Genomic DNA, 4,450 nt, shown 5'->3' with positions numbered 1-4,450 from the left:
ACCCGGTAGAGCACGGCGGTGTCCGGGCCGTCGCCGAACGGCGCGCTGCCGCCGGCCACGTACGCGGCCAGCGCGCCGAGCGCGAACACGTCGGTCGCCGGGGTGACCGGGCGGCCCTGGGCCTGCTCCGGGGACATGAAGGCGGGCGAGCCGATCCGGTAGCCGGTACCGGTCAGGGCGGTGGCGTCGGCGGCCCGGGCGATACCGAAGTCGATCACCCGCGGGCCGTCGCCGGCCACCAGCACATTGGCCGGCTTGAGGTCGCGGTGGACCACCTCGACGCTGTGGATGGCCTGCAGCGCCTCGGCGATGCCGCCCATCAGCAGCAGCACGGTGCGCACCGGGAGCGCGCCGTTCTCGCGCACCACCTGCTGCAGCGACGGCCCGGGGACGTAGGCGGTGACCAGCCACGGTGCGTCCGAGTCCAGACCGCCGGAGTCGATCACCTGGGCGGTGTAGAGGCCGTGGATGCGCTGGGCGTTGGAGACCTCCTGGGCGAACCGGCGGCGGAACTCGCCGTCCTCGGCGAACTCCGGGCGGACCACCTTGAGCGCCACCGGCCGACCGCCGGGCGTGTAGGAGAGGTAGACGCGGCCCATGCCGCCGGCCCCGAGCCGGGCGAACAGCCGGTAGCCGCCCACCTCCCTGGGGTCGTCGGGGAGCAGCGGCTGGAAGACCGGCGGGAGGGGTGAGGCTGCGGCGTCCCGTGGCGTGTCGGCGGTCATGCGGTTTTGATCCCCCTGGGAGAGCGGTGAGGTCCACCGGGCTCCGACGGTGGGTGCGACGACGGGCACCCGGCCGACGGTCCGGCGAGCCTTAACCTATCGATCCGTCAGCAGGCCGCGCAGGTCGGTGCCGCTTTGGTTGCAGAGCTGGGACCTTCGCACACGGCGCGGCCGCGGTCCGCCGGGGCCCGCTGTCGCACCGGGGAACGACGGCGGCCCCCCGCGTCCCTGGGATCCAGGGACGCGGGGGGCCGTTGCCGTGCGCGCGGCCGACCGGTGGCGACCGGTGCGGGCGGCGTCAGATCGTGAAGATCTCCTCCAGCAGCGCCTGCTGCTCGGCGCCGTGGCGCTTGGCCGAGCCGACCGCGGGGGCCGAGGAGGCCGTGCGGGCGACGCGGCGCAGCCGCGGGCCGTCGGCGCTGCGGCCGATGACGACCTGCAGGTGGTCGACCAGGTTCATCGCGATGAACGGCCAGGCACCCTGGTTGGCCGGCTCCTCCTGCGCCCAGACGAACTGGACGTCGTCGCCGTACTTGGCCAGCTCCTCCTGGAGCTCGGCCACCGGCAGCGGGTAGAGGCGCTCGACCCGGACGATCGCGGTGTCGGTGATGCCGCGCTCGGTGCGGGCCGCCTCCACGTCGTAGTAGAACTTGCCGGCCGTGATGACGACCTTGCGGACGTTCGCCGGGTCGACGGTGGTGTCGCCGATGACCGGGCGGAACGAGCCGGACAGGAACTCCTCCGTCGCACTCGCCGCGGCCTTCAGACGCAGCATCGACTTCGGGGTGAAGACGATCAGCGGCTTGTGGTGCGGGTTGTGCGCCTGCCAGCGCAGCAGGTGGAAGTAGTTCGACGGCAGGGTGGGCATGGCGACCGTCATGTTGTCCTGCGCGCACATCTGCAGGAAGCGCTCCGGGCGGGCGGACGAGTGGTCCGGGCCCTGGCCCTCGTAGCCGTGCGGCAGCAGCAGGGTGACGCCCGAGTGCTGGCCCCACTTCTGCTCGGCGGAGGCGATGTACTCGTCCACCATGGTCTGCGCGCCGTTGACGAAGTCGCCGAACTGCGCCTCCCACATGACCAGCGCGTTCGGGCGGGTCAGCGAGTAGCCGTACTCGAAGCCCATCGCCGCGTACTCGGACAGCAGGCTGTCGTACACGGTGTAGCGGGCCTGGTCCTCGGTGAGGTACTGCAGCGGGGTGTAGTCCTCGCCGGTGGCCCGGTCGATCAGGACGGCGTGCCGCTGGCCGAAGGTGCCGCGGCGGCTGTCCTGGCCGGCCAGGCGGACCGGGTGGCCCTCCATGAGCAGCGAGCCGATGGCGAGGGTCTCGCCCATCGCCCAGTCGATGGTGTTGTCCTCGACCGAGCCGGCGCGGCGCTGCAGCTGCGGCAGCAGTCGCGGGTGCACGGTCAGCCAGTCCGGCAGGTTGACCTGCGAGGCGGCGATCCGCTTGACCATCTCCTCGGAGATGCCGGTCCGGATGGTGACCGGGAAGTCGGCGACCGGCTTGCCGCTGGTGGCGGCGGCGGGGGTCTGGGCGGCGTCGCGGACCTCGGCGAACACCTTCTCCAGCTGGCCCTGGAAGTCCTGGAGCGCCTGCTCCGCCTCTTCCATGGTGATGTCGCCGCGACCGATCAGGCCCTCGGTGTACAGCTTGCGCACCGAGCGCTTCTTGTCGATCAGGTCGTACATCAGCGGCTGGGTGAACGACGGGTTGTCGGCCTCGTTGTGACCGCGGCGGCGGTAGCAGATGAGGTCGATCACGACGTCCTTGTGGAACTCCTGGCGGAACTCGAAGGCGAGCCGCGCGACGCGGACCACGGCCTCCGGGTCGTCGCCGTTCACATGGAAGATCGGGGCCTCGATCATGCGGGCCACGTCGGTGCAGTACATCGAGGAGCGGCTGGAGGCCGGGGCGGCGGTGAAGCCGACCTGGTTGTTCACCACGACGTGCACGGTGCCGCCGGTGCGGTAGCCGCGCAGCTGCGACATGTTCAGGGTCTCCGCGACGACGCCCTGGCCGGCGAAGGCCGCGTCGCCGTGGATCTGGATCGGCAGCACCGGGAAGGTCGTGCCGCCCTGGTCCAGGATGTCCTGCTTGGCGCGGGCGATGCCCTCGACGACCGGGTCCACGGCCTCCAGGTGGGAGGGGTTCGCGGCCAGCGAGACCTTGATGGTCTCGCCGTCCAGGCCGGTGAAGGTGCCCTCGGAACCGAGGTGGTACTTCACGTCGCCGGAGCCGTGCATCGACTTCGGGTCGAGGTTGCCCTCGAACTCGCCGAAGATCTTGCCGTACGGCTTGCCGACGATGTTGGCCAGCACGTTGAGGCGGCCGCGGTGGGCCATGCCGATGACGGCCTCGTCCAGGCGGTGCTCGGCCGCCGAGTCGATGGTGGCGTCCAGCAGCGGGATGAGCGACTCGCCGCCCTCCAGCGAGAAACGCTTCTGCCCGACGTACTTGGTCTGCAGGAAGGTCTCGAAGGCCTCGGCCGAGTTCAGCCGGCGCAGGATGCGCAGCTGCTCCTCGCGCTCCGGCTTGGTGTACGGCTTCTCCAGGCGCTCCTGCAGCCACTTGCGCTGCTTCGGGTCCTGGATGTGCATGTACTCGATGCCGACCGTGCGGCAGTACGTGTTGCGCAGCAGGCCGAGGATGTCGCGGAGCTTCATCATCCGCTGGCCGCCGAAGCCGCCGACCGCGAACTCGCGCTCCAGGTCCCACAGGGTGAGGCCGTGGGTGGTGACGTCCAGGTCGGGGTGCTTGCGCTGCTTGTACTCCAGCGGGTCGGTGTCGGCCATGAGGTGGCCGCGGACCCGGTAGGAGTGGATCAGCTCGATGACGCGGGCGGTCTTGTTGACCTCGTCGTCGTGCGTGGTGGCGACGTCGGTGGCCCAGCGGACCGGCTCGTACGGGATCCGGAGCGACTCGAAGATCTCGTCGTAGAAACCGTTCTGCCCCAGCAGCAGCTGGTGGATCGTGCGCAGGAACTCGCCCGACGCCGCGCCCTGGATGACGCGGTGGTCGTAGGTCGAGGTCAGCGTCATGATCTTGGAGACGCCGAGGCGGGCCAGGGTCTCCGGGGCGGAGCCCTGGAACTCGGCCGGGTACTCCATGGCGCCGACGCCGACGATGGTGCCCTGGTTCTGCATCAGGCGCGGCACGGAGTGCACGGTGCCGATGCCGCCGGGGTTGGTCAGCGAGACCGTGACGCCGGTGAAGTCGTCCATGGTCAGCTTGTTGGCGCGGGCCCGGCGGACGATGTCCTCGTAGGCCTGCCAGAAGCCGAAGAAGTCGAGGGTCTCGGCCTTCTTGATGGCCGCGACGACGAGCTGGCGGTCGCCGTTCGGCTTGACCAGGTCGATGGCCAGGCCGAGGTTCACGTGCTCGGGCTTGACCAGGTAGGACTTGCCGTCCTCCACCTTGTAGCTGTGGTTCATGCCCGGGGAGGCCTTGACGGCCTGGACCAGGGCGTAACCGATCAGGTGGGTGAAGGAGACCTTGCCACCGCGGGCGCGCTGCAGGTGGTTGTTGATGACAATGCGGTTGTCGATCAGCAGCTTGGCCGGGACGGCGCGGACCGAGGTGGCGGTCGGCACCTCCAGCGAGGCGTCCATGTTGGTGGCGACGGCCTTGGCCGGGCCGCGGAGCTGAACCAGCTCGGGGCCCGCGCTCGCGGCGGCCGGCGCGGGCGCCGGGGCGGCGGCCTTGGGCGCCGGGGGCGCGGCCGGG

The 4,450-nt window shown here is 70.9% G+C and carries 2 protein-coding genes; both read right to left on the bottom strand.

What is annotated here, in order from left to right:
- A partial coding sequence (locus tag BI06_RS17195; RefSeq protein ID WP_043469793.1) for a serine/threonine-protein kinase occupies positions 1-725 on the bottom strand: 725 nt, incomplete at its 3' end.
- A 298-nt stretch (positions 726-1,023) separates the two neighbouring features.
- On the bottom strand, positions 1,024-4,450 hold a 3,427-nt coding region (locus BI06_RS17190; protein ID WP_043468923.1), incomplete at its 5' end, for a multifunctional oxoglutarate decarboxylase/oxoglutarate dehydrogenase thiamine pyrophosphate-binding subunit/dihydrolipoyllysine-residue succinyltransferase subunit.

It is taken from the genome of Kitasatospora sp. MBT66 (assembly GCF_000710405.2).
GTDB lineage: Bacteria > Actinomycetota > Actinomycetes > Streptomycetales > Streptomycetaceae > Kitasatospora > Kitasatospora purpeofusca.
This window is presented reverse-complemented; position numbering and strand designations above follow the sequence as displayed.